The sequence below is a fragment of the Arminella tubonensis genome, assembly GCF_003240585.1.
Classification (GTDB): domain Bacteria; phylum Pseudomonadota; class Alphaproteobacteria; order Rhizobiales; family Rhizobiaceae; genus Rhizobium; species Rhizobium tubonense.
The window spans coordinates 1-23,326 of record NZ_PCDP01000034.1 but is presented as its reverse complement, the minus strand read 5'-3'; the positions used below and the strand labels follow the sequence as shown (position 1 = coordinate 23,326).

At 58.3% G+C, this 23,326-nt stretch carries 20 protein-coding genes and 2 pseudogenes; 6 read left to right on the top strand and 16 right to left on the bottom strand.

Translation table 11 applies throughout. The annotated features are described in order from the left end of the window. Window positions 1-7 precede the first annotated feature (7 nt). From CPY51_RS11090 to CPY51_RS11065, 6 genes are all read right to left on the bottom strand, one after another. Complete coding sequence (locus tag CPY51_RS11090) at window positions 8-1,102, bottom strand: Gfo/Idh/MocA family protein (RefSeq protein ID WP_111160304.1); 1,095 nt, start codon at window positions 1,100-1,102, stop codon at window positions 8-10. A gap of 26 nt (window positions 1,103-1,128) precedes the next feature. Then, window positions 1,129-2,187, bottom strand: a complete 1,059-nt coding sequence (locus CPY51_RS11085; RefSeq protein ID WP_111160303.1) for an ABC transporter ATP-binding protein — start codon at window positions 2,185-2,187, stop codon at window positions 1,129-1,131. Then, window positions 2,187-3,284, bottom strand: a complete 1,098-nt coding sequence (locus CPY51_RS11080) for an ABC transporter ATP-binding protein (protein ID WP_111160302.1) — start codon at window positions 3,282-3,284, stop codon at window positions 2,187-2,189. The genes CPY51_RS11085 and CPY51_RS11080 overlap by 1 nt, the downstream gene beginning before the upstream one ends. Continuing rightward, window positions 3,281-4,243: a carbohydrate ABC transporter permease gene (locus tag CPY51_RS11075; RefSeq protein ID WP_111160301.1), complete on the bottom strand. Its 963-nt coding sequence runs from the start codon at window positions 4,241-4,243 to the stop codon at window positions 3,281-3,283. Before CPY51_RS11075 ends, CPY51_RS11080 begins: the two co-directional genes overlap by 4 nt. After that, window positions 4,240-5,100, bottom strand: coding sequence for a carbohydrate ABC transporter permease (locus CPY51_RS11070; protein ID WP_111160300.1), 861 nt, complete (start codon window positions 5,098-5,100; stop codon window positions 4,240-4,242). Before CPY51_RS11070 ends, CPY51_RS11075 begins: the two co-directional genes overlap by 4 nt. A gap of 69 nt (window positions 5,101-5,169) precedes the next feature. Further along, on the bottom strand, window positions 5,170-6,786 hold the full coding sequence (locus CPY51_RS11065) for an extracellular solute-binding protein (RefSeq protein ID WP_111160299.1): 1,617 nt from the start codon (window positions 6,784-6,786) through the stop codon (window positions 5,170-5,172). A gap of 775 nt (window positions 6,787-7,561) precedes the next feature. Here CPY51_RS11065 and CPY51_RS11060 point away from each other — a divergent pair. The 3 genes and pseudogenes from CPY51_RS11060 to CPY51_RS33370 form a co-directional block, all read left to right on the top strand. Beyond that, a complete protein-coding gene (locus CPY51_RS11060; RefSeq protein WP_111160298.1) occupies window positions 7,562-8,551 on the top strand; it encodes an IS5 family transposase in 990 nt (329 codons plus the stop codon). A 490-nt stretch (window positions 8,552-9,041) separates the two neighbouring features. Then, window positions 9,042-10,553, top strand: a complete 1,512-nt coding sequence (locus CPY51_RS11055) for a L,D-transpeptidase family protein (RefSeq protein WP_244598598.1) — start codon at window positions 9,042-9,044, stop codon at window positions 10,551-10,553. Window positions 10,554-10,631: 78 nt separating this feature from the next. After that, window positions 10,632-10,730: pseudogene (locus CPY51_RS33370) on the top strand (tyrosine-type recombinase/integrase); the annotation flags it as partial. Between the two features lie 177 nt (window positions 10,731-10,907). Here CPY51_RS33370 and CPY51_RS11050 read toward each other — a convergent pair. Continuing rightward, window positions 10,908-11,174: pseudogene (locus tag CPY51_RS11050) on the bottom strand (haloacid dehalogenase-like hydrolase); the annotation flags it as partial. Between the two features lie 1,216 nt (window positions 11,175-12,390). Between CPY51_RS11050 and CPY51_RS11045 the strand changes: the two are divergent. Together CPY51_RS11045 and CPY51_RS33365 are read left to right on the top strand one after the other, a co-directional pair. After that, a complete protein-coding gene (locus CPY51_RS11045; protein ID WP_111160296.1) occupies window positions 12,391-12,681 on the top strand; it encodes a hypothetical protein in 291 nt (96 codons plus the stop codon). Between the two features lie 656 nt (window positions 12,682-13,337). Next, window positions 13,338-13,613, top strand: coding sequence for a transposase (locus CPY51_RS33365; RefSeq protein ID WP_275540472.1), 276 nt, complete (start codon window positions 13,338-13,340; stop codon window positions 13,611-13,613). Between the two features lie 383 nt (window positions 13,614-13,996). Here the strand turns inward: CPY51_RS33365 and CPY51_RS11030 are convergent, their stop codons facing one another. Genes CPY51_RS11030 through CPY51_RS10990 form a run of 9 tightly spaced genes read right to left on the bottom strand, consistent with a single transcriptional unit; the run spans window position 13,997 to window position 22,489 of the window. After that, window positions 13,997-14,923 (bottom strand): 2-hydroxyacid dehydrogenase, encoded by a 927-nt coding sequence (locus CPY51_RS11030; protein WP_111160294.1) that lies wholly within the window; start codon window positions 14,921-14,923, stop codon window positions 13,997-13,999. Between the two features lie 6 nt (window positions 14,924-14,929). After that, entirely contained in the window at window positions 14,930-15,283 is a 354-nt protein-coding gene (locus tag CPY51_RS11025; RefSeq protein ID WP_111160293.1) for a cupin domain-containing protein, read from the bottom strand. 48 nt (window positions 15,284-15,331) lie between these two features. Continuing rightward, the gene (locus CPY51_RS11020) at window positions 15,332-16,453 is read right to left on the bottom strand and encodes an NAD(P)/FAD-dependent oxidoreductase (protein ID WP_275540471.1); all 1,122 of its coding nucleotides are present in this window, start codon (window positions 16,451-16,453) and stop codon (window positions 15,332-15,334) included. Window positions 16,454-16,487: 34 nt separating this feature from the next. Then, a complete protein-coding gene (locus tag CPY51_RS11015; RefSeq protein WP_111160291.1) occupies window positions 16,488-17,186 on the bottom strand; it encodes an ABC transporter permease in 699 nt (232 codons plus the stop codon). Window position 17,187: 1 nt separating this feature from the next. Further along, window positions 17,188-17,898, bottom strand: a complete 711-nt coding sequence (locus tag CPY51_RS11010; protein ID WP_111160290.1) for an ABC transporter permease — start codon at window positions 17,896-17,898, stop codon at window positions 17,188-17,190. 57 nt (window positions 17,899-17,955) lie between these two features. Beyond that, window positions 17,956-18,759 (bottom strand): transporter substrate-binding domain-containing protein, encoded by an 804-nt coding sequence (locus tag CPY51_RS11005; RefSeq protein WP_111160289.1) that lies wholly within the window; start codon window positions 18,757-18,759, stop codon window positions 17,956-17,958. Between the two features lie 45 nt (window positions 18,760-18,804). Next, entirely contained in the window at window positions 18,805-19,605 is an 801-nt protein-coding gene (locus CPY51_RS11000) for an ATP-binding cassette domain-containing protein (protein WP_111160288.1), read from the bottom strand. Then, complete coding sequence (locus tag CPY51_RS10995; RefSeq protein WP_111160287.1) at window positions 19,602-21,002, bottom strand: aminotransferase; 1,401 nt, start codon at window positions 21,000-21,002, stop codon at window positions 19,602-19,604. Before CPY51_RS10995 ends, CPY51_RS11000 begins: the two co-directional genes overlap by 4 nt. Before the next feature lie 11 nt (window positions 21,003-21,013). Then, the gene (locus tag CPY51_RS10990; RefSeq protein ID WP_111160286.1) at window positions 21,014-22,489 is read right to left on the bottom strand and encodes an NAD-dependent succinate-semialdehyde dehydrogenase; all 1,476 of its coding nucleotides are present in this window, start codon (window positions 22,487-22,489) and stop codon (window positions 21,014-21,016) included. A 129-nt stretch (window positions 22,490-22,618) separates the two neighbouring features. Here CPY51_RS10990 and CPY51_RS10985 point away from each other — a divergent pair, with 129 nt between their 5' ends. Next, window positions 22,619-23,095, top strand: a complete 477-nt coding sequence (locus CPY51_RS10985; RefSeq protein ID WP_111160285.1) for an Lrp/AsnC family transcriptional regulator — start codon at window positions 22,619-22,621, stop codon at window positions 23,093-23,095. Window positions 23,096-23,326 lie beyond the last annotated feature (231 nt).

The window sequence follows — 23,326 nt, the reverse complement described above, 5'->3', positions numbered from 1 at the left end:
TTGGAATTCATGAATTGATCGAAATTTCGTTAAGTTTTATCGCCCGGCCGCTGTCCATCGACCGGTACCCGGCCTCCACCAGCGCCATGGTCTTTACGTTGTCAGCGACCGAAAGCGCCGGGGCCTCGCCTGATTTGACGGCGTATTGCAGCTGCTCCATCACGCCGATGAAGGCATGCGGGAACCACATGGTCTCCCATGTCGGCGTCACCCACTTGCCGTCGGTCGTTTTCCTCGATGCATAGGTGAGTGTCGAAGGCGTGCCGTCCGGCCAGCCGATCGTCCCCTGGGCAACGCCTGACGTGCCCTCCACCCGCCACTTGATATAATTGTCGGCGTCAAAGCCCTCTTCGCGAGGCCCGGCCCAGACGTCCTCCATCGACACTGCGAGAACGTTGTTCGGGAACCGCAGCGTCGATACCGTGATGCCGTCCTTGTGCTCGAAGGCGGTGCGTGGATCGGTGCGGGAGATCGTCGTTATCTCTTCCGCATCGCCGAACAGGAAACGCAAGACATCAAGGTGATGCACGCTCATGTTGGCGAGCGTCAGGCGGTCATAGCCCTGAAGGAAACCCTGCCAGTGCGGTATGGCCCGCATCTCGATCGTCGCCAGAACGACGTCGCCGAGTTCGCCGCGATCGAGGATCTGCTTCAGCACGCGCATCGACTGGTCGTAGCGCATGTTCTGGTTGACGGAGAGGATCTTGCCGGCCTTGGCCGCTTCGTCGCGCAGCGCAATCGCCTCCCCGAGCGACAGCGCAAGCGGCTTCTGTGCCAGAATCGCCTTAATGTGCGGCGCGGCGAGAGCCATGCGTATAAGGTCAGGCTGCTGGTCCGGCGGATAGGCCAGATCGACGATCTCGACATTCCGGTCTGCGATTAGTTCTTCCGGCGTCGCATGCATTTTCGGGATGCCCCAGCGCTTGGCAACTTGCTCGGCCTTCGATTGCGTGCGCGAGGCGATGGCGACAACCGGGAAGCCCGCCTCCTTGTAGGCTGCGAGATGACATTCGGCCATGATCATGCCGGCGCCAATGCAGCCGATCCGGAATTCGCGGACACGAACCCGCGGATCGGGAATGAATCCCTTGTTGTCTGACATATGTTCCTCCCAATACTCGTTTCGTCTTATCGAACCAGCGCCTCGCCCGCGGATCCGAAGAAATGTACTTTTGCCGCATCACAGCTGAGCGCAACGGCGCTGTCGAGCTGAACCTCGGGCTGTCCGCGCATCAGCGCCCGCAACTTTTCGCTGCCCGTATCCAGCGTCACGACGGTATAGCCGCCGAGCGGCTCGACCTCGAACACACGGGCCGGCCGGCAGACGCTGCCTTCGCGCCAGGGTTCGACCCTCAGGTCTTCCGGCCGAATGCCGACGCCCGTAACCGCGTTCGGCGTCAGGTCGAACGGCAAGACGATCGTACCTTCGGCAATTTCCAGCCCGGCGCCTCTGACGGCAGCCATGATATTCATCATCGGCGCGCCGAGCAGCCGCGCGACATATTGGTTGGCCGGCTTGTCGTAAATCTCGACAGGCGTGCCCACCTGTCGGATTTTGCCGTGTTGCATGATCGCCATCCGGTCGGCAACGGACATTGCCTCTTCCTGGTCGTGGGTGACATAGATCAGCGTCTGGCCAAGCTCCCGCTGGATGCGCTTCAGTTCGACGCGGGTCTCTTCGCGAAGGCGCGCGTCGAGCGCCGAGATCGGATCATCCATCAGATAGGCAACGGGATCGCGGACGAGAGCACGAGCGATCGCCACGCGTTGACGCTCGCCGCCCGAAAGCTGGGCCGGCGGCTTGTGCAACAGGTGGCCGATATGCAGCTTCGCCGCCACGGCATCCACACGTTCGCGGATTTTAGCCTCTGGCACCTTTCGTTCGACGAGCGGAAACCGGACGTTGTCGCCGGCACTCATGTGGGGGAAGAGCGCAAGGTTCTGAAACACCATCGCCACATTGCGAGCGGCCGGCGAGACATGATTGACCGGTTTGCCGCCGATCAGCACTTCCCCTTCATCCGGCGTTTCCAGTCCGAGAATGAGCTTCAGTATGGTGGATTTGCCGGAAAGCGGCGGGCCGAAGAAGCAGAAGAACTCGCCGGATTTGATGTCGAACGAGGCATTGTCGACGGCAACATTCTTGCCATAGGCCTTGGTGACATTGCGGAATGAAATACCGGCCATCATCGTGCCTCCCGGATCGCGATGCCTGATTTCGCATCGAACAGCCGGATAGCGCCGGGCTCGATCGCGACATGCGCCGTCTTGCCTGATTGCAGGCCGACATTGTTGTCGAACACCGCCTTGACCCGCTGCTCGCCGTCGCCGAGATGAACGATGGTTCGCGCGCCAATGCGCTCGACGAAGGTGACCGGCAGCGGAATGCCTTCGCCCGAGCCACTCAGCAACACGCGCTCGGGCCGGAAACCGTAGACCACCTCCCGCGCGCCATTGTGCCGCGCCGCGGCGGCCAGATCTGACGAGATCGGTGCGGTCCGTCCCAACCGGCCAAGATCGACCACCAAGCCGCGGTCCGACTCTGCCAGTCTGCCGTTCAGGCGGTTCATTCCTGGGGAACCGATGAAATCGGCGACGAACAGGTTGACCGGATCATTGTAGACTTCAAGCGGCGTACCGACCTGCTGCAGTACGCCGTGATCCATCACGGCGATGCGATCGGCCATGGTCATGGCTTCCAGCTGGTCGTGGGTGACGTAGACCATGGTCTGTTTGAACTGGCGCTGCAGATGCTTGAGCTCGGTGCGCATGACAGCGCGAAAGGCTGCATCAACGTTGGAAAGCGGCTCATCGAGGAGAAAGATGGCCGGCTCAACAATCGCGGATCGCCCGATCGCCAGCCGTTGCAGGATATTGACTGAAAGCTTCGCGGAGGGCTGCTTCAGCAAGGGCGTCAACTGCAGGAATTCGGCGATTGCCTTGACGCGCCGGTCGATCTCGGTTTGCGCGGTGCCGCGCACTTTCAGTCCGTAGGCGAGGTTGTCGTAGACGCTCATATGGGTGAAGATCGCATAGTTCTGGAAGACGAAGCCGACGCCTCGCCGCCCCATCGTGACGCCGTTCATGTCCCGCCCGTCGAAGAGAATGCGTCCTTCTGACGGGCTTTCCATTCCGGCGATCATATTCATTGTCGTCGACTTTCCGCAGCCGGACGGCCCAAGCAATGCCATGAATTCGCCGTTGCGGATTTCGAGGTCCATCGTCTTCAGTGCCGTGAAGGCGCCGAAGCGTTTGACCAGGTTGTTGAGATGGATGGTGGTCACGCGACGGCCTCCTTCTTGGCAGCGTTCATCCGGCTGATCGCCAGCGAGACAAGCACCGAAAGAACGATCAGGATGACGAGCGCGATGGCGGCGACATAGCCCCAGATCAAGTCCTGCTGCGTGATCTTGTAGATATAGACAGAGATGGTCTCGGTTGCGACACCAGGTCCGCCGCCGGTCATGATGTAGAGCGTGTCGAATATCTTGAAGTTCTCAATGACGCGGATGGCAAGCGCGATGATGATGATGGTCTTCATCTTCGGTATGACGATCGTTCGAAAGCGCTGCGTCCACGAGGCTCCGAGCAGCGTCGCAGCTTTCATCTGGTCTTCCGGCACGCCGACCAGACCCGCCAGGAGGATCAGGAACATCAGCGGCGTCCACTGCCAGATATCGGCCACCATGACTGCGATCAAGGCAGTGCCGGGGCTAGACAGCCAGGCGAGCGTGATCGGAGTTGCGGTCAGGGCCGAGAGCAGGTCGTTGACCGGGCCACCCGACTGGAAAAGCATAAAGAACATATATCCGGCAACGGCAGGCACCACCATCATCGGGATCAGCATGATGGAATAGAACAAGCGCTTTCCAGGGAAATCGTCAATGAAGAGGATGGCAAGCCCGAGGCCAAGCAGAAACTCCGCAGGTACGCAAACAACCGTGATCAGGGCCGTGCGGCCGAGCGCGCTCCAGAACCGGCTGTCGACGGCGAGATCAGTGTAGTTGGCAAAGTAATTCCATGCCTGCCAGGCGCGCCACCAGCCGGTGCCGTCGAGCGGCGACCAATCGGTCATGCTGATATAAAGTTGCATCAATAGCGGAAACAGCGCGATGAACAGCACGAGAATCTGCGCCGGCAGCGTCAGCAGCAAGCCAAGTCGCCTTCCGTCTTCCGGCCGCGCCCCAGATTTTTCGACATCAACGGCCACAGGCAGCTTCTCCTCGGTCGCAAGCACGCTCATTGCTTCAGGGCTCCGAAGGTCAATCCGCGTACGAGATGACGTTGGATGGCGATGCCCATGATGACAGGCGGCACCGCTGCGATCAGCCCGAGGGCTGCCTTGGCACCATATAGCTGACCGGTCATCGAAGATGACAGCGAAGCCATGTAAACCGGTATTGTCACCCACTCGCGCGTCGTCAGCAGCAGCGAGATCAGATAGTCCGACCAGTTGAGGATGAAAACGAACAGCGCGGAACTCGCAAGCGCCGGCCGCATCATCGGCAGAGTTATCTTGACGAAGACGCGAAAGCGCGAACAGCCTTCCACCAGCGCCGCATCTTCGATCTCCCGCGGCATGTCGTCGAAGAATGTCTTCATTAGCCAGAACGCGAAAGGCAGCGTCACGATGCCGTAAATCAGCGCCAGACCCCACCAGCTATCGATCATGCCGAAAAAGGCCCACATGATCATCACCGGGATCATCACCGCCATCGGCGGAAACAACCGAAGCTGGATCAGCGCCAGCGGAAGGTTCTGGCCCGAGCCGAAGCGGGAAAGGCCATAGGCGGCCGACGTGCCGCACACCATGGCGATGATCGTTCCGAACACTGCCGACAGCAAAGAGGCGAGGATCGGCTTGGCCGCGGTGCGGTCAAGAGCAACAATCAGGTCGTTGGTCGAGGTCCCGAAAATGAAGCGGAAATTGTCGAGCGTCGGATGCTTGGGCCACCAGGTCAACGCAGCGCCGCTCGCCGACCACTCTGATATCGGCTTGAACGCCATCGACGCCATCCAGAGTGTCGGGACAAGCGTGACCGCGAGCGCAACCAGAATGGCGCTGTAGCGAAAGATTTCGAAGGGCAGCGAACGGTTCATGAAGGATACGATCGAAAATGATTGACAAATATCCGGGCGGCATGGCCGCCCGGACGTCGGAATTTTTCGTCAACCCTCAAGCGGGTCCAGCGTCGTCGGCCAGGCTTCCTTGTTGGTCTTGATCGCCCCGACCAGCTTGTCCTCGCCGATACGGCGGGCAATGCGCATCCACTGCTTTTCCGTGTCCGCCATCGCCTCCTGAGCAGTTTTGCTCTTCGTCAGCGCTGCGACCAGATTTTCGTCGAGGGCATTGTGAAATGCAGTTGCTCCGGGATAGTTGATCGACGGAACCACGCGACTGACGGTCTCACGCACCACGTCCATGTGGTAGGCGTGATAGGTCTCGCGAACGAGAGGATCTGCGAAGTTTGCCAGCTGGAACGGATCGAAGTAACCGCTCGGATTGGCGGTCATCCAGGAATAGATGCGGCTGGAACCCAGCCATTGCAGCAGGAGATAACAAATCTCGGGGTTCTTGCTCTGCGAGGAGATGGAGGCCGAAAGACTGAACCAAAGTACGGAACGGCGAACGAGTTGACCGTCGATCTCGCGACCGGGCGGCAGCATCGAACCGATTTTTCCGGTGATCTTCGAGCCTTCGTTCGACTTGTTATCGAGGAACTTCGGCAGGTTCGAGAAGGCGCATGTCATCGCGGCTCCGCCCGCGGCGAAGTTGCCGTATTGCTCGGGCCATCCCCAGGAGATCGCATCCGGCGAATGGTAGGAAAGCGAATCGACGTATTCCTGTGTCGCCTTGTAGCCGGCATCGGAATTGATCAACGGCTTGCCGTCGTCGCTGAACAGATACTGGTTTGGCGACGCCATCGACGTAAAGCGCTGGTACCAGTTGGTATAGCCCCAGCCCTGGTTCCTGAGATCGGTGCAGCCAAACAGGCCCTTGTCCGGTCGATGGAAGAACGCGGCGATCTCGTCGAGCTGCTTGAAGGTGCGCGGCGGCGCCAGTGCATATCCGTGCTTGTCGGAGAATGCCTTCTTCTCGTTCTCGTCGTTGAAGAGATCGGTTCGGTAGTTCCAGGTCTGGAAGTCGCCGTCGAGAGAAACACCGTAGGTCGAGCCACGGTACTGGTTGAGGAGCGAAACGCCCTTCTTGCCGTTGACATAGCCGCGCTCTGGATCATCCCATTCAGGCTTGTGGGCAGCAACGTAGTCGTCCATCTTGATGATGCCGCCGGTCTCGGCCAGATCGCCAAGGCGGTTCCATTCCACGGCGTAGATGTCGAATGCCCCACCCTTGGTGGAGATGTCCTGCATCGTCTTGGTGAATTCCTGACCATTCGGGACGCCGACGATATCAAGCGTGATGCCGGTTTCTTTCTCCCACAGATCCTTGATCGAAGGCGCGCCGGCCGGGAACGGTTTCGTCAATTGGCCGATCGATCCGTCGGATAGACCAAGGACGATCTTGGTCGGCGCCTTGCCGGCACCCTTTATCTGCTTTACCGCCTCGATTGCCCGACCCTCTGGGGTGTCGGGCCCATATTGATAGCGCTCGGCACCGGCAAACCCAGTGGGGCCGCCGATCATACCCGGTGCGAGGGCATCGGCCGCATAGGCACGGCCTGGACGAATGAATTGTGGGGCGATGCCCGCGGCAGCAGTCAAAGCGAGCGCCCGGCCGCCGGTGGCCAGCAAGTCGCGTCGCGACATGCGAATAAGATTCGACATTTTGGTGTTCCTCCTACTCGGCAGCTTCCTCCTCCGCCGATATGTGAGGATTATTGACGCCTCAAAAGATTGATGTCAACATCAATTCAAATCATTTTATAGCTCCACCTAGTCCAACTGAAATACTGAAATAAGCGACAAGGAGTCCTTTCGGCAAGAGTACGCAATGCCAATGCCGTGAGAATTTCGGATCTTATGTATTTTGGTGCGGTGCTGTCGATCACATCAATTTAAATCATATCTGCGGCGGATAAAGTCTGGTCACGCTCTTTCCAGTTCCCGTGCCGCCGACGAGAACGTGGTCATACGGAGCGGCGAAATGGTAGAGTCGACTAAGCAATTCGCCCAAAGGCGACCGTCCAAGTGTGGCGTTGAACTCGAACTGCCTGCCATTTAGAATTGGCTTATGGGAAAGCGAACAATCTCATTCGTGCGCGTTTGGGCAAAACTTGCAATTATCTTTTCGCTGGTCGTCTTTGGCGCTAGCGTACGGAACGAAGTGTTGGCTGTTAACGGCCATAGTGATCTCTCCTCTCCAGCCATCGTCGTTGCCATCGACCGCACCAAGTCTGACTGCGCTTCTGTTGCAAACCCTTCGACCCCGCACCGACACAAAGGTCACTGCAATAGCCGAAACTGCTGCGGCTCGGCCTGCACGATTTTTGCAATTCTGACTTCAGCAACTGCGGTTCCCGTTCGTCACGGCGTTGGCGCACGGATCATTCAACGGTTGGACAGTAAGCAGTTGAGACCGCAATCACTGTGATTCCGCACCATGCCGCATAAACATAACGCCGCCCGCCGCCATCGCATCCGCAAGATGAAGTTCAAGGTGACGAACTGGCCGGAATATGAGGCGGGTCTTCGTCGGCGCGGCAGTCTGACCCTGTGGATGACGCCGGAAGCGCTGGTCGGATGGCAGGCTCTGCGGCGCAAGACACTAGGTGGCCAGCCGCGCTATGCCGATCTGGCAATTGAGACTGCCCTGACGCTGGGCCTGGCGTTCGGACTGCGGCTGCGCCAGACTGAGGGCTTGCTGGGTTCGGTGCTCCAACTGATGGGATTGAACCTGCCCGTTCCCGATCACACGACGCTAAGCCGCAGGGCGCGGACCTGGAAGCCGTCAGTCGGATTGGATGACGGAGCGGCAGTGCCGGGTGGTCCATTGCATGTGCTGGTCGACAGCACCGGCCTGCAGATCTACGGTGCCGGCCAGTGGCTGAAAGAAAAGCATGGTGCCAAATCCCGCCGCAAGTGGTGCAAGCTGCATCTGGCCCTGGATGCCGACAACGGCGAGATCATAGCTCATACGCTGACAGATCAGGACACAGGCGATGCCTCGCAGGTGGAGCCATTGCTCGACCAGATCGACGGCCAGATCGACCTGTTCGCCGCCGACGGCGCCTATGATGGCGACCCTACCTACAACGCCGTCCTGCGGCACAGCGCCGAAGTCCGGATTGTCATTCCACCACGCTCGAACGCAGTGGAACGAACCGACACCGAACCACCCGGCCAGAGAGACGATCACATAGCGTCGATCAATATAGATGGCCGCATGAAGTGGCAGGCGTCCACCGGCTACGGCAAGAGGGCTCTGATCGAGACCGCCATCGGGCGATACAAGGGAATGATCGCACGGCGCTTGAGGGCTCGCTCCTTCCCGGCCCAGCAGACAGAGGTCGCCATCGGTTGCGCCGTTCTCAACTGCATGCTTGCCTGTGCACGCCCGAAGTCCGTTCGTTGCAAGGCAAAGACGAAATGACGAGCGCCATCATAGACTTAATTGTGGCCAACAACGGATCCATGCACCAACGCCGTTCATCGCCGAATTTAAATCGGCATACCGCATCAGAGAATCCGCCGTCGTTGATCTGGGGAGCTATGATCTTCAGACTGCAAACACGACCTCGGAACAAGAGATGACTGAAGACGACGACAACGCGCGGTCGCTTAACGCGTCCGCGCCGATCGTCAAAAATGGCAGAGGTTACGGTCTGAACCATTGTTTGCCCTACCATGGCATGGGCTATGTAACGGGTCGGGCTCCTTCCGGGGCCATCCATTATGTGAGGCGGATCTCTGGCCTTTATCATCGGCGTCTTAATTGACCTTCAAATGGCCTATTTATGAGTACAAGGCATCGGCCTGTTGACGGGAACTTTCGATAGTTCGAAACAATGGCATGTAGATCTCGATGCCGAACCACCGTCGGAGCCCATGGACAGAAATTAAGTCGAGTTGTGGGACATGAGATGAAACGAAGTCTAGTCATTTGTGCACTCCCGTCTTTCGTCAGCCTATTCATGCTTTCTGGGAGTGCGCTGGCGGCGACCACCAAGCCGCCGGAAGCCTCGCCTGCGGCTCTTGCGGGTGGGACTCAATCATCGGCTCTCTACGCCGCGCCGACGCGTCGGACTGCCGAACTCTCGCCACAGGATAATACATCGCCTCTCGCCACGCTTTTTGATCCCGTAGCCGCCAGGCAGGCAAAAATCTTCCACGAGATGAGCAGCCTGCAAGTGCGTATGAACGTCGATATCGCGGATGTCATCGAGGCCTACTACAATCAGCCGAAGGCGAAGCTCATCTGGGTGGATGGCAAGGGCGCGACGGTGAAGGCTGCGCAGGCAATCGACCTGATGAAACAGGCCGGCGAGTGGGGGTTGACGCCAGAGGATTACGCCGTGTCGGCAACGTTTGAGCCCCTGCCGCAAGGTTCACCGGAGCGAGCGAAGGCGTTGGCCCAGTTCGAGGTAGCGTTGTCCAGCAAGATGTTGATGTTCTTGCAGGACAATTTCCGTGGCCGCATCGATCCGAACCAGCTGTCCCATTATTACGATTTCAAACGCAAGCCGGTAGACTTGAGGACAACGATGTCCCAGCTATCCGGCTTGCCCGATCTCATGCCCGTCTTCGACAAACTGATGCCGGGCAATCCGAAATTTGGCCAGCTTGCAGCCGAACTGCATTACCTGCGGACATCCGGACAAGGGCCGGACACCGCCGCTAATATCAAAAAAGTAATCGTGGCCATGGAGGAGATTCGTTGGCTGCCGCAGCAATTCCCGCCGCGGTACGTCTTCATCAACCAGCCCTCCTACATGGCATATTATAACGAAAACGACCAGACAACACTTTCGATGAGGGCTGTTATCGGCCAGCAGAACCATCAGACAAATTTCTTCAATGCGTCGATCAAGACGGTCGAATTCAATCCTGATTGGGGTGTGCCACAATCGATCATTCACAATGAGATGCTGCCACATCTAAAGCGCGATCCGGCCTATCTGGACAAACAAGGCTATGTCGTTTCCGTGAAGGGGAAGCAGATGCCATCAGCGAAGGTCGATTGGTCTCAACCGCTCGAGAATATATCGGTTGTCCAGCCGCCAGGGCCAGATAATGCGCTCGGGCAATTGAAGATCCTCTTCCCCAATGCCCATGACATCTACATGCACGACACGCCGGCTCGCGGCAAATTCGCGTCCCAAGACCGCATGTTCAGCCACGGCTGTGTGCGCCTGGAGAACCCGCGAGCCATGGCGGCGGCCGTCCTCAATCAGACGGTCGACTTCGTCAGTCAGCAGATCGAGGGTGGCGAAAAGAAGGATATGCCGCTTCCTGAACAGGTGCCTGTATATGTTGCCTACTTCACTGCATGGCCGACAACCAACGGAACCGTCGAATACTACGACGATATCTACGGACGCGATGCGGAAACACTGAACGCGATGGCGACCACCACGTTCAGCCGCACCCAATAGTGCCGCATACCACCGATGTGGCTGCGCGAGTCTCTGTCCGAAAAGGAAGAATGCCAGGGTAATCCCCCATTGCCGGTCCAGCTTCTACTCGGTCACATCAAACTGGAGAGCACAGTTCGATACCTCGGGATCGAGGTAGATGATGCACTGCTTCTTTCAGAACAAATCGACCTTTAAAGCAGTGGCCATCGGCGCTCGCGTCGATGGCCACTTGGTCGCAAGTCGAGGGCTGCGCAACGCGCCAAAAGGAGACTCCGAGCATAACGAGCACTTCTGCTGCGACATAACGCAATGCCCTTGCTGAAAAGTCAGATCGGCAATTCTAAACTTTGCCAGAATGCCGACGGTGCAGCTTCATTTGACGCTTGAAACGTAGATCGTCTTCCAGTCTTTCTTCATGTCGACCAAAGTCCAACCGTCAGTCCGTGCCTCGTCTAATCCCTTATCGAGCTTGCTAATCGATGATTTCCGATCATAGGCGAATTCGCGTTCGGCATCGGTATGATGGACGTACAGGCAGAAATGCACAGTTTCCACCTTACACGTCCATTGCAGCATCTGAAGGTCGCCATCTGAATTGCCGAACGCAGCGATTGGACGGTGGCCGATCCAGGTTTGGATAAGGCCAGCCCTGTTAGCTGGTGTGGCCATCGTCCAACGCGCCGGGCCGGAAATGCTTCACATGCTGCGTGGCCATATGATGGGCGAGAACAAAGCTCGCTTCGCCAGCACTATAGACGAGATCGTGGACTGCGCACGTCGGTCGCGGACGTCTTCGCAGTTGCACTTGATTTGAGATTCTCGGCGCATGGGGTCGTTTGGCATTTAATCGTGAGACTCCGATTCCAAGGAAATCATATACTTAGCACTGCACACAATTTGAGATTTGGCACATAATTCGAGATTTTCGATCAGCTCTTGCCACTTAAATTGGGATTCGTCACGATATTCGTTACGAGCATCTCGCTCGCGATACCTTTGCAAATCTCAACGATTACAGAAGGTTGTGGCTAGGTATATCGTCGTCCCGGACCGGGATTCACGTCCGCCAGTCTCAATTTAAATGCCAGACCTTGGATGAACGGCCGCATTCTTACGATTAAGTGCCAAACGACAAGCGGATCGAGCAGGGTGGCACGCGACCTACTCTTGCTGGCAATCCATGCCACGCTAGTCTGCGACATCGCTGACCTAAATAGCCTATAGTTTCCAATGGACGTGAAATCGAATAGCATCTGATTATTAGCAATAGTCAAAAGGCGGTAGGGATGTCTTCGCAGCCGATCCGGTACGGGGTCACACGGAGAATTGCGTTAGGCATTCTGATTGTTCTTCCCGCTGTTTTTCTGACTTGTTGCTCGACGGTCGCCAAAACTCGCGGCCAATCTACGCTCGTAACAGCCAGCAAGTCGACAGATTCCGCCGATGGCAAAGACAAAGCCGCGAACCGTCGGCGGTGGGCGACGAGAGTCCAGCAAGATAACGAGTTAGATCCGAGCGGGTCGCAACCAGGTTATTACGGGTCTTCCGGTCTTCGTTTCAGTTGGTGAACTCATAGGCAAAGAAGCGAATTCGCGGGTGAGTCGCCCGGCCCATCGCCTGGTCTGCGACCGCAACTCGGGTCGGCCGCCTACCTGGCTCGATGACGTTTCGCGACGTTTCGGAGGGGAAGTTGGCCCTGACAGCGCGGCAACTGAAACTAGCTGTCTCCCATGTCCGATACCAACCAACCTTGCTTAACAGCTGCGGCTCGCCAAATACTGTATACCTCAGCCTCCCCTGAGACTCCGTCAATAATCTGCTCTAGGCTTTTGTCCGAGTCTGAGGAGGAAGGCGCATGAACACGATCAGCATCGATCAACTGGAAGCCAGTCGCTTCTATTGGGCCCGGCGCAAGCCGAATACCACCGCAACGACCGCCGAGCCAGGCGACATCGAGGTGGTAAAGGTCTCGACGATGTTTGGCGCGGCTTCGGAATTCTGGACTGTCGCCGTCGTGGGCAGCGATGAACACTTCGACCTCGCCGCTTTCGAATTCCTTCACAAGGTGCCCTCCCCACCACAGGCTGCCCAGCACCGCCCGAATCTAACCGTGATTTCGGCAAGTTCGCATCAAGTAGGTGGCTGATACTGTTTTCTTTCTTGGCGTATTGGCACTCATTCTGTCGTTTTGCATTTAGCCGTAAGATTTCGCCCCCGACAGTTTTAAAACGATAGTACTGGATGCCGATGCAGCGTCGTTCTGGTCGATCTACTGAATGATAGCGCCATCGGGCGCGCCTCCGGCCTGGTGGCAGTTTCCCGGCGCCAAATTCTTTTGGCGGCCAAATCAAGGGCACGACGGCAAGTCCTACAACTATGTCGAGATCAAATACCTCCTCCAAATATGAACGGGCCAAATCATAGATCAGCATTGTTCTTGACCGATCCAACGGAATTCCCGCTATGGTCTTGTTCACGATGGATCTAACTGCAATCAAATAGCTGCTCGCGAATGATCTCCGGCCGACGAACGCACAGGTTGTTCGCCTTGAGAGGATCTGAACCGGCGACCACAGTGCCTGAAATTCAAATAGTGATAAATAACCGGCGGTTAGTTCTTAAAACTGAACTCGGCAAGATCTTCTGCATTGCGCTGGCCTGCAACTGGTTCATTCCAATAGACGTTGTTGCATCGATTCCGGGTTTGCTAATATCTGGCTGTGTTTTTGCTCCCAGGATGCATTTGATGCGCATAAGTTCAATGCCGACCGACGGCACAAAATTGCCAAGCAGAAATTTCAGGTGACGAATTGGGCGCGGTATAATGAAAGCCTGCGTCAACGTGGTGATTTGACCGTGTGGGTGAGTGATGATGCGCTTTGCTTGTGGTCTGCGTCGCGCCGGATATCTCGGGGCGGCCAGCCGAAATACTCGGATCTGGCGATTACGCTGTGCTTGACCCTGCGTCTTGTCTACGGGCTGCCTCTGCGCCAGACCCAAGGTCTGATGCGCAGTCTCGCGACGCTGATGAGCATGGAGATTTCGGTGCCGGGCTTCTCCCGGGTCCTCCCCTGCTAGCACCTCGGCCAGTACGCGAACCTGCGGAAGCCCAGTCGTGGTCGGACAGCATTGAATGTAGTTGAAGTATTCTTGTGAGGACCTGAGATCGGCGGCTCACGAACAACTTCCAGCCTCGACAAGGCCATCCGGCTACGGTCCAGCGTGGCGAAAAGCTTCGGCTGCCCTCCCGCCCAGCAGGAACTGGCCATGTTGATGTCGGCAAGGACAACAAGATTCAAAAGCGCCAGAGTGAGGCTCCCTTCGGCACCGATGCGCGCGCCTTGGTGACCAAGGGCCCTGTCGAGTCTTCCATGAGCGAACAAAAGATAACGAAACGCCGGCGTCAAAAATCTTTTTCAGGCGCGATTGGGGGACGGGGCAGCGTCGTCCGCAATATGGTTTTAATATCCGCGGTCGCGGTCGACCACTCCGGTCATTGGCTCGCCCGACGAACGGCGGCGTAGATTTTCGACTACGACTTTCACCGCCGTCTCGGGTTGCGTCATGCTTGCGACGTGCGGGGTTATGACGATCTTGGGATGTGACCAGAAGCGGTGCCCTTCCGGCAGCGGCTCCGGTGCGGTGACATCTACAAATGCCCCGGACAGATGCCCGCTATCAAGGGCTTCGAGCAGCGCCTCGTGACCAAGCTGGGGACCGCGTCCGACATGGATGAGAGATGCTCCCGATGGCAGCTTCGAAAACACGTCGGCGTTCAGGAAATTCGTCGTATCGCTAGTAAGCGGGAGCAGGCAGATCAGGATGTCGGTCGCTGCTAGGAACGCCTCAAGTTCGTCGCGTCCGCCATAGCAATGCACGCCGGTCAACACTCGTCTCGAGCGGCTCCATCCCGAAAGCGGAAAACCGAACGGCATCAATTTCTCAAGAGAAGCCTGGGCTAGCTCGCCGAGACCAAGAATGCCGACGCGGCGCTGGGAAGCCGGGACCACGCGGATCTCCTGCCAGACCTTACGCTTTTGCTGGTCAAGATAGCTGGGGAGATCACGATGGAGGGCGAGCGCGGCCATCGTCACGTATTCGCTCATCGCACTGCTGATGCCAGGCTCGATCATTCGCACCACCGGAATATGCGCTGGAATGGCGCCGAGATCGAACTGGTCGATCCCGGCGCCGATAGAGAACAGAACCTCCAGGTTGGGGAAGAGGCCCATCAGATCGGCCGGGGGCTGCCATGCCGCAAGAAACCGGACATCCGACGGATCGCCGACGTCAGGCCACACATGGAACGGTGTCTCGGGCATCGCCAGAGCAAAGTGCTTCGCCCACTCGGCGCCTCTTGCAGGATCGGCTTTGTAGACGAAGGTCATGTTTGCTCAGTCCTTCTGTACCCAGAGCTTGCGAGTAGTCTCGATCACCCGCCAGATGCCCTTGAAGCCCGGCTTTAGGACGAAGGTGTCGCCTGCCTGGATCCGGCGGGTCGGCTGACCTTCCTCGACGATCTCGGAGATGCCGGAAAGAATGGAGCAGAACTCCCAGCTTTCACCCTTGATGGACCAGTAGGCGCCGGGTGTCACTTCCCAGATGCCGCTGGTCACGTTGCCGTCGGCGGATTTTTCGATGTCCCATGTCAGGAAGGTCGGGTTGCCCTCGACCAGACGATCTGGAAGCGGTGCGCCCTTGCGCGGTTCCGGAAGATTGTCGTGGTCGAAGAATGTCATGCCACTCATGTCTGTTGCCTTTCCTCTGTTGAATGTGTGTTGGAATAAGGTTCAGGCTTACGCGCCGGCTGCCCAACTTTGAAGTTCGTCTGCGCTGATCGTTCCCTTGGCACAGGCAATGACGCGTTCGCCGATCAGCGGGCCGAACTTGAACATCTGGCCGTCGCAGTTGGTGACGATCATCGACTTGCCGATGGCGTCGACCCTGAACTTCTCGGTGCTATCCTTGACGTAGTAGCCGACCGCCATGCCAACCGGCTTGTATGCATCCGCATTCCGCAAATACGGAGCGAATGAAGCGATCACCTCATAGCCCTCGGCAAGGTCGGCACCAAAGCCGTCCGATGGCGATCCCGCCCTGCGATGCGCGCCGGATCCGAACTTCAATCCGGTGCCGCGCACGGGCATCAGTGCATAGTTGTCGCCGACGCCGATGTCCGTCAGGCACGGGCCGTTGCGCCAGTGGGCCATCATCGTTTCCGGCCCCTCGACATAGCAAACGGCCTGGCGGTAGGTGGGTAACGAATACGAGGGCAGCAGTTGTCCGAGCCAGGCGCCCGCAGCGATGACGAGGACGTCGCCTTCGAGGACCTCGCCATCGGCCAGGCTCACAGACGCGCGTTCGAGGTCGACATGCTCCACACGGCAACTGGCTCGCATCTCGGCCCCATTCGCTATGTTCCACGCCAGAAGGCCGTCGACGATGCGGTCGGCAAGGAGCGCGCCGCCGTCCGAATTAAGCAGTCCCCATGCGGTTTCCGGCAGAGTAAGCTGCGGTGCGATCCGCTCGATCTCCGTGCTGGTCATTCGCTCATGCGCAATTCCCAGCGCCTTTAATGTCGCCAGCGACTTCACCACGTAGTCGTTGGAACCGTGGGCGATGCCCAGCGTGCCCGTCTTTTCGAACAGGACTTCGCCTAGATCGACCCAGACCTTGTCCCAGGCCTCGAACGCCTTCCCCACCATCCGCGTGTACCCGGCAGCGCTGCCATACTGGTAGCGGATAAGACGGTGTTGGTCGTAGGAAGCAGCATTGGGATTGGGAAGAGACCCCTGTTCCAGAACGGTCACGCTGTAGCCGGATCTAAGGGCGGCCCTCGCTGCAGAGAGGCCGACGACCCCTGCTCCCACGACGATCAAATGTTTCATTTCGTTGCCTTTCGTAGTCGTGAGGGCCACTTGCGCATCATCCTATGCGCGCGGGAGCGAGCCCTTATTTCGCGCGTGTTCTGCTATCGGGCGTGGCAAGATGTCTTTCCAACCATGAGGCCAGAGACAGTGCGATGAGATTAACTGCGAGATAGAAGATCGAAGCCAGCACGAAGACCTCTATGATGGCGAAGGTTTCGCTCATAAGCCGCTTGGCATAACCGGTGATCTCCAGAACCGTGATCGTCGACGCCAGGCTCGATTCCTTGACGAGGATCGCTATCTCGTTGGCATAAGCCGGCAGCGCCTGTCGCAGAGCGAGGGGAAAGTGGATCCGGTGCAGCGTTGTCCATGGCGACATGCCACTCGCCTGCGCCGCTTCGATCATGCCTCTCGGCACCGCGAGGAACCCGCCCCGGAATATCTCCGACGTATAGGCAATCGTGTTCAAGATGACCGCCAGTATCGCGCAATGGAGGCTGTTTCCAATCAACCACCATAGGATCGGCGTGTGCCTGACGGCGCCAAGCTGGCCGAGCCCGTAATAGAGGATGAATATCTGGACCAGCAGCGGCGTTCCTCTAAACACGGCGCTGTAGATGGAAGTCGCGGCCACGACCCAGCGGATTGATGACAATCTTCCAAGAGCGAGGGCGATACCGAGCGGCAGGCCAATCGCCAGTCCGAAGAATGCGATGACCAGCGTCGTCTCAGCGCCTTTCCAGAGAAGCGGCAGGGCCGTCTGTATCAGGTCCAGATCCATGTCAGCTCACCTTGAATCCGCGCCCGAGACGGGACTCGAGAAATGTGAACGATATCTGGCTGACACCGGTGATTGCCAGAAAGACGCACCCCGCGATCATGTAGAAGAATAGCGGGCTTCGTGTTGTCCCGGCTGCGATGGATGAGAGCCGCATCACCTCTTCCAAACCGACGACGGAGATCAGCGAGGTGTCCTTGATGGTCGACTGCCAGACGTTGTTCAGGCCAGGAAGCGCATAGCGGAACATCAGGGGGGCGATGATCTTCATGTAGACTATGCCGCGGGGAAGGCTCAGCGACTTCGAGGCTTCAAGCAGGCCGGTCGGTATGGCCTGCAACGCGCCGCGCAGCACCTCGACGGAATAGGCGCAGGAGATGATCGCGATGGAGGCGGTTCCCATGATGAATGGGTAGGCGTTCTTGGCCGCCTCCTGGAATCCGAAGAATGCCGCCACGGCATCGACGCTTTCGACGGAGCCGAAGAACAGCAGATAGATGACCAGCAGTCCAGGGATGCTTCTAACCAGCAAGGTGTAGCTATGGATCGCCTGTGACAGCGCGGCAATCTTCGTCCAGCGCACGAGCGCGAATGGGATGGCGAAGGCAAGCCCGATCAGCATGCCGAGCAGCCCGACGACAATGGTCACAAGGCTTCCTCGCAGGATTGCGGCGCCCCAACCCTGCTCGATCAGGAGAAGCCAAAGTGTTTGCATTGCGCAGCCCTCCGTGCAGCCACTGCCGTCATGCGACAGTGGCTGCATGTGGTTGGATTAGAGCTTGCAGGGCAAGGTGTAATCGTCGTTGAACCACTTCGTGCTGATCTTGGTCATGGTGCCGTCGTTGATCAGCTTGCAGAGCGCCTTGTCGAGCTTCGCCTGCAGCTCGGTGTCGCCCTTGCGCAGACCGACGCCCATGCCATGGCCCAGCGTGTCCGGATCGTCGATCGAACGGATCTTGATGCCGACACGCGTGAAGCCCGCGCCGTCAGTTGACTTCAGGAAGTCGTCCCAGGTCGGCGCGTCGCCGTAGGCTGCATCCAGACGGCCGGCCGACAGGTCTGCGTCGAGCTGCGTGGTGGAGTCGTATGTCTTGAGATCGGCGTCCGGAATGTGCTTTGCAATGTATTTCGCGTAGGTCGTGCCGTTGACGACGCCGACGGTCTTTCCCGAAAGGGCCTTGGTCACGTCGGGGAGCGAGGTCATCTTTGCCAATGGAGAATCCTTGGCGACCGCGAAGTACTGCGGCGTGGAACCGTAGGGGATCGAATAGTCGATCTTCTTCTTGCGCTCGTCGGTGATGCCGAGGCCGGAGATGATGACGTCAAAGCGCTTGGTGTCGATGGACGGGATCAGCGTGCTGAAGGACTGCACGACGAACTTGCAGGTCAGCTTCAATTCAGTGCAGAGCGCGTTGCCGACGTCGGCATCGTAGCCGGTGACATTGCCGTTGGCGTCGGCCATGCTGAACTGGGGCGCATCGCCTTCGGTCCCAATAGCAAGGGTGTCTCCGGCGGCATGGACGATGGTTGGCACGAGAAAGCCGCACAGCAGGGCGGCGAGAGTGGTCTTGTTCATTTTGCATTCCCCTTCTTTGAGATTTTTTAGCAGATTGGCTGGTCGTCAATTCATGCCTGTGGTGTCGATGAACCTCCTCAGTCGTTCGGATCTTGGGTTACCGAATATTTCGGATGGACTTCCGTCTTGCTCGACGAGCCCCTTGTGAAGAAAAAGAACCCTGCTCGATACGTCGCGCGAGAACCGCATTTCGTGTGTGACGAGCAGGATCGTATTGCCCTCGGCAGCAAGATTGCGGATGACCTTCAGGACCTCGCCGACGAGCTCCGGATCGAGCGCCGACGTCGGCTCGTCGCACAGCATGATCCTGGGCTGCATGGCAAGAACGCGGGCTATGGCGACACGTTGCTGCTGGCCGCCCGACAGGTGCGCGGGATAGGCATCCCGTTTCTCCGCCATCCCGACCTTTTCCAGGACGGACATCGCGACTTCGATGGCGTCCTTCTTCGGCATCTTCTTCACCCAGATGAGACTCTCGGTGACGTTGCTCAGCACCGAAAGATGGGGCCACAGATTGAAGCTCTGGAATACCATGCCTGCCACCGTGCGGAACCGCGGAATGTTCGACTTGTTCGTGATCGTCGTCAGACCATTTCCGGCGGCCGCAACCGAAATAGCCTCCCCGTACATATCAATGGCGCCCGAGGTCGGTGTTTCCAGAAAGTTGACGCAGCGAAGCAGCGTACTTTTGCCAGATCCCGACGATCCGATGAGGGAGACCACCTCGCCTTCCCTGACCCTGATGTTTACGCCGTTGAGAACCGCAGTCGCGCCGTAGCTTTTATGAAGATCATGGATCTTCAACGCATACTCGGCAGTTGTCTCGGCTCCCGCCTCCACGATCATACACGATGTCCCGCAGCCACGAGCTCGTCCATCACCTGCTTGACGGCAGCAGAAGCAATACCGACCATCTCGTCGATCTCTGCCTCGGTCATCACCAGCGGCGGGGCAAATCCAAGAATCTCCCCATGCGGCATTGCGCGGGCGATCAGATTGCGGTCGCGGGCGGCTTGCGAGATGCGCGCGCCGATCTTCAGCGCCGGATCGAAGCGCGTCTTGCTGTCACGATCCGCGACGAACTCGACGGCAGCCAGCATGCCGACGCCGCGGACTTCGCCGACGATCGGCAACTGGGCGAACGCCTTCTTGAGGCTGGACAGCATGTAGGCGCCGCGCGATGCCGCCTTCGTTGCAAGTTGCTCGTTCTCGACAATGTCGAGCACGGCGTTGGCCGCTGCAGCCCCAATCGGATGGCCGGAATAGGTGTAACCGTGGGAAAAGCTTCCGACCTTGGCCGACCCCTCTTCCATCACCTCATAGACCCGCTTTCCGACGATGCACGCGGACAACGGCACGTAGGCGGCCGTCAGGCCTTTCGCGACGGTGATGAGGTCAGGCTCGATGCCGTAGAGATGCGAACCGAAATCGGCCCCGACACGGCCGAAGCCGGTAATGACTTCGTCGGCGATCAGCAGCACGTCGTGTTCGCGCAGCACGGCCTGGATCTTCTGCCAGTAACCGGCCGGCGGCGGGATGATGCCGCCCGTACCGAGGACGGGCTCGGCGATGAACGCGCCGACGGTATCTGGACCTTCTGCCACTATAAGCGCATCTAGTTCCTTGGCGCGGCGTTCCGAGAACTCCTCCTCGGTCTCGCCCTCGTTCGCCCCCCAGTAATAGTGCGGCACTCCGGTGCGAAGGATGCCCGAGATGGGTAGATCCATGTGGTCGTGATAAAAATTCAGACCCGTCATCGAGCCGGAGACGACAGAGCAACCGTGGTAGCCGCGCTCGCGGGCGATGATCTTCTTCTTCTTGGGCTTGCCGCGCAGGTTGTTGTAGTACCAGACAAGCTTCGCCTGGGTCTCGTTGGCGTCCGACCCGGACATTCCGTAGAATACTTTGGACATGTCGCCCGGAGCCATTTTCACGAGACGGGCGGACAAGCGGGCCAGCTCTTCGGTCGTATGAGCTGCATAGCTGTGGTAGTAGGCGAGCTTATAGGCCTGCCGTGCGATAGCTTCCGCCACCTCGGTGCGTCCATAGCCGACATTGACGCAATAGAGCCCGGCGAAGCCATCGATGTATTCGCGGCCCGTGGCGTCGGTAATGCGAACGCCCTTCCCGGTTTCCATGATCGTCGGGCCGCCAGCCGCGCCGCTCGCATAGTCCTTCAGGTTGGTGAAGGGATGAAGAACGGAGTTGCGGTCAAGCGCCGCAATTTCGTCGATGGAATACATTTCAATTTCCCTCATGCGGCAAGATTACCAAAGCAGACATATTTAAGTTCCATGAACTCGCTCAGCCCGTGCCGCGAACCCTCGCGTCCAAGCCCGGAAGACTTCCAGCCGCCAAACGGGATAGGCGCTCCTGTGAAGGATGAGGTGTTCAGCGCGACCATGCCGTACTGCAGGTTCTCCGAGAGCCGAATTCCGCGGTTGAGATCCCGCGTGCAGACATAGGCCGCCAGGCCCATCTCGCAGTCGTTTGCGCGGGCGACGACTTCCTCCTCCGTTTCGAAAGAGAGAATTGCAGCGACCGGACCGAACGTCTCTTCGCGAACGATCAGCATGTCGTCGGTGACATTGACAATGACCGTCGGCGTGACGAAGTTTCCTTCTCGCTCGTCCAGCTTGCCCGTGGCAATGATGGCGCCCTTGGACAGCGCGTCCTTCACATGCGCACGACATTTTTCGACCACCGAGCGCTTGGTCATCGGACCGATGTCGCTTTCGGGATCGAGGCCATCGCCCACCTTCAGCAGCGCTACGGCCTTCGCGAATGATGCGCAGAAGCGATCATAGAGCGGCGACTGGATATAGATGCGGTTGGCGGCAAGGCAGTCCTGTCCGGAGGTCGCAAACTTAGCCTCGACGCAAAGGCGAACCGCCTCTTCAAGATCCGCGTCGCCGAAGACGATGAACGGCGCATTGCCACCAAGTTCCATCGAGACCTTCTTCACAGTCCTGCCGGCCTTCGACAGCAGAATGCGTCCCACCTCTGTCGATCCGGTGAAGCTGAGGGCGCGAACGCGCTGGTCGGAAATGAATTCCTCACTTAGCACGACGGGATCGCCAACGACGACCTGAAAGACCCCGGCGGGAATTCCCGCCCGCTCTGCCAGGCGGGCGAGCGCCAGTGCCGAAAGAGGCGTGTCAAGAGATGGTTGGACAATCATCGTGCAGCCTGCAGCCAGGGCGGCAGCGGCCTTCCTGGCGATCATGGCGCTCGGAAAATTCCACGGGGTGATCGCGGCCGTCACACCGACGGGCTGCATGGAAACCACGAGCTTGCTATTGGGCTTGTGGCTGGGGATCGTCTCGCCGTAGGCACGCTCGCCTTCGCTGGCAAACCAATGCACGAAGCCCGCACCGTAGAGGACCTCGCCGCGAGATTCCGCCAGGGGTTTTCCCTGCTCCGCCGTTATGATCAACGCCAGTTCTTCGACATTTTCTTCGATCAGATCCGCCCATCGGCGGAGAATTTGGCCGCGTTTTCTGGCGAGCATGGTGCTCCAGATGGAGAAGGCGCTCTCGGCAGCGTTGATAGCTTCCTGCGCCACGTCCGCGCCGCAGACCGTGACGCGGGCGATCTCCAAACCGGATGCGGGATTTTCAACGCCTATCGTCTTTTCGGAAGCCTTCCATTCGCCGGCCACGAACGCCCTGACCTCGAAGAGGGCATTGTGCTCAAGCAGTTCCGCGATGGACGGTGTGGGATGAAGCATGTTCTCGCTCGGTATTCACGTCTGTTTCTTCGAGCAAGGTTAGGTGCGTTGCAGCATTGAATTTATGCTATATGTCGGCAGTTGTCGCAGTAACTGCGTAGATTCGAAAATGACGCATAGGGACTGCACATGCCGATCGATCGCCTGGATGCTAAGCTTCTCAATCTAATTCAGACCAACAACCGCCGCGGCTCCGAAGAGCTCGGGGAGCTGGTGGGCCTTTCGTCCACCGCTGTCCAGCGACGTCTGAAGAAGCTGCGCGCCGATGGCGTTATAGAAGGAGACGTGTCGATCGTCGTTCCAAAGACAATCGGACGGCCCGTGTCGATGTTCGTGCTGGTCACACTCGAACGCGAACGAGCCGATATCGTCGACCGGTTCAAGCAGTCGATCCGACAGACGCCCGAAGTCATGAACGGCTACTACGTGACGGGAGATGCCGACTTCCTGCTCATTGTGACCGCCGAGAGCATGGAGGACTACGAGCAGTTCACGCGGAAGTTCTTCTACGAGAACCCCGACATCAAGGGCTTCAAGACCATGGTGATCATGGACCGGGTCAAGGTCGGCTTCTTTGTTCCGATCGATGCCGAGCGATTTAAGTGACTACTTTGAAAGGAATCGAACCACAGCGCGCTTATAAATATCATAAATTCAGTTATTTAACTTGTAGCGCACTATTATTGAGGTTTTGCGCGATTGCCAGGCTAAGTGACCTGCCACTGAACTTTCATCCGGCAGCGATTAGAGCCTCGGCGGTTTTGGATACGCCAATTGGCGCGGTGTAAGCAACCGGCGGAAACGCGAAGCTTCCATCTCGCGCAGCGTTGGAGCCGG

Excerpts from the sequence above, each read along its gene's own strand:
- CPY51_RS11090 (WP_111160304.1), bottom strand. The coding sequence starts at position 1,102 with ATGTCAGACAACAAGGGATTCATTCCCGATCCGCGGGTTCGTGTCCGC.
- CPY51_RS11085 (WP_111160303.1), bottom strand. The coding sequence starts at position 2,187 with ATGGCCGGTATTTCATTCCGCAATGTCACCAAGGCCTATGGCAAGAAT.
- CPY51_RS11075 (WP_111160301.1), bottom strand. The coding sequence starts at position 4,243 with ATGAGCGTGCTTGCGACCGAGGAGAAGCTGCCTGTGGCCGTTGATGTC.
- CPY51_RS11070 (WP_111160300.1), bottom strand. The coding sequence starts at position 5,100 with ATGAACCGTTCGCTGCCCTTCGAAATCTTTCGCTACAGCGCCATTCTG.
- CPY51_RS11065 (WP_111160299.1), bottom strand. The coding sequence starts at position 6,786 with ATGTCGAATCTTATTCGCATGTCGCGACGCGACTTGCTGGCCACCGGC.
- CPY51_RS11060 (WP_111160298.1), top strand. The coding sequence starts at position 7,562 with ATGCCGCATAAACATAACGCCGCCCGCCGCCATCGCATCCGCAAGATG.
- CPY51_RS11055 (WP_244598598.1), top strand. The coding sequence starts at position 9,042 with ATGAAACGAAGTCTAGTCATTTGTGCACTCCCGTCTTTCGTCAGCCTA.
- CPY51_RS11045 (WP_111160296.1), top strand. The coding sequence starts at position 12,391 with ATGAACACGATCAGCATCGATCAACTGGAAGCCAGTCGCTTCTATTGG.
- CPY51_RS11030 (WP_111160294.1), bottom strand. The coding sequence starts at position 14,923 with ATGACCTTCGTCTACAAAGCCGATCCTGCAAGAGGCGCCGAGTGGGCG.
- CPY51_RS11025 (WP_111160293.1), bottom strand. The coding sequence starts at position 15,283 with ATGAGTGGCATGACATTCTTCGACCACGACAATCTTCCGGAACCGCGC.
- CPY51_RS11015 (WP_111160291.1), bottom strand. The coding sequence starts at position 17,186 with ATGGATCTGGACCTGATACAGACGGCCCTGCCGCTTCTCTGGAAAGGC.
- CPY51_RS11010 (WP_111160290.1), bottom strand. The coding sequence starts at position 17,898 with ATGCAAACACTTTGGCTTCTCCTGATCGAGCAGGGTTGGGGCGCCGCA.
- CPY51_RS11005 (WP_111160289.1), bottom strand. The coding sequence starts at position 18,759 with ATGAACAAGACCACTCTCGCCGCCCTGCTGTGCGGCTTTCTCGTGCCA.
- CPY51_RS11000 (WP_111160288.1), bottom strand. The coding sequence starts at position 19,605 with ATGATCGTGGAGGCGGGAGCCGAGACAACTGCCGAGTATGCGTTGAAG.
- CPY51_RS10995 (WP_111160287.1), bottom strand. The coding sequence starts at position 21,002 with ATGTATTCCATCGACGAAATTGCGGCGCTTGACCGCAACTCCGTTCTT.
- CPY51_RS10990 (WP_111160286.1), bottom strand. The coding sequence starts at position 22,489 with ATGCTTCATCCCACACCGTCCATCGCGGAACTGCTTGAGCACAATGCC.
- CPY51_RS10985 (WP_111160285.1), top strand. The coding sequence starts at position 22,619 with ATGCCGATCGATCGCCTGGATGCTAAGCTTCTCAATCTAATTCAGACC.